This is a genomic window from Halopseudomonas pertucinogena (assembly GCF_014646575.1).
GTDB lineage: Bacteria > Pseudomonadota > Gammaproteobacteria > Pseudomonadales > Pseudomonadaceae > Halopseudomonas > Halopseudomonas pertucinogena.
In genome coordinates this window covers 1-553 of the sequence record NZ_BMNN01000023.1, presented here as the reverse complement: position 1 = coordinate 553, position 553 = coordinate 1, and the positions used below count along the sequence as shown (strand labels likewise).

The window sequence follows — 553 nt, the reverse complement described above, 5'->3', positions numbered from 1 at the left end:
TAGGGGAGGCGTAGGGAAACCGAGTCTTAATAGGGCGAACAGTCGCTGGGTATAGACCCGAAACCGGGCGATCTATCCATGAGCAGGTTGAAGGTGCCGTAACAGGCACTGGAGGACCGAACCCACTCCCGTTGAAAAGGTAGGGGATGACTTGTGGATAGGAGTGAAAGGCTAATCAAGCTCGGAGATAGCTGGTTCTCCTCGAAAGCTATTTAGGTAGCGCCTCGTGTATCACCACCGGGGGTAGAGCACTGTTTGGGCTAGGGGGTCATCCCGACTTACCAACCCCATGCAAACTCCGAATACCGGTGAGTGCGAGCACGGGAGACACACGGCGGGTGCTAACGTCCGTCGTGAAAAGGGAAACAACCCAGACCGTCAGCTAAGGTCCCAAAGTCATGGTTAAGTGGGAAACGATGTGGGAAGGCTTAGACAGCTAGGAGGTTGGCTTAGAAGCAGCCATCCTTTAAAGAAAGCGTAATAGCTCACTAGTCGAGTCGGCCTGCGCGGAAGATGTAACGGGGCTAAACCATGCACCGAAGCTACGGGTGCA

General features: G+C 54.4%; 1 rRNA gene. It reads left to right on the top strand.

Features of this window, described 5'->3' with window-relative positions:
• Window positions 1–553, top strand: a 23S ribosomal RNA gene (locus tag IEW63_RS14550); the annotation flags it as partial.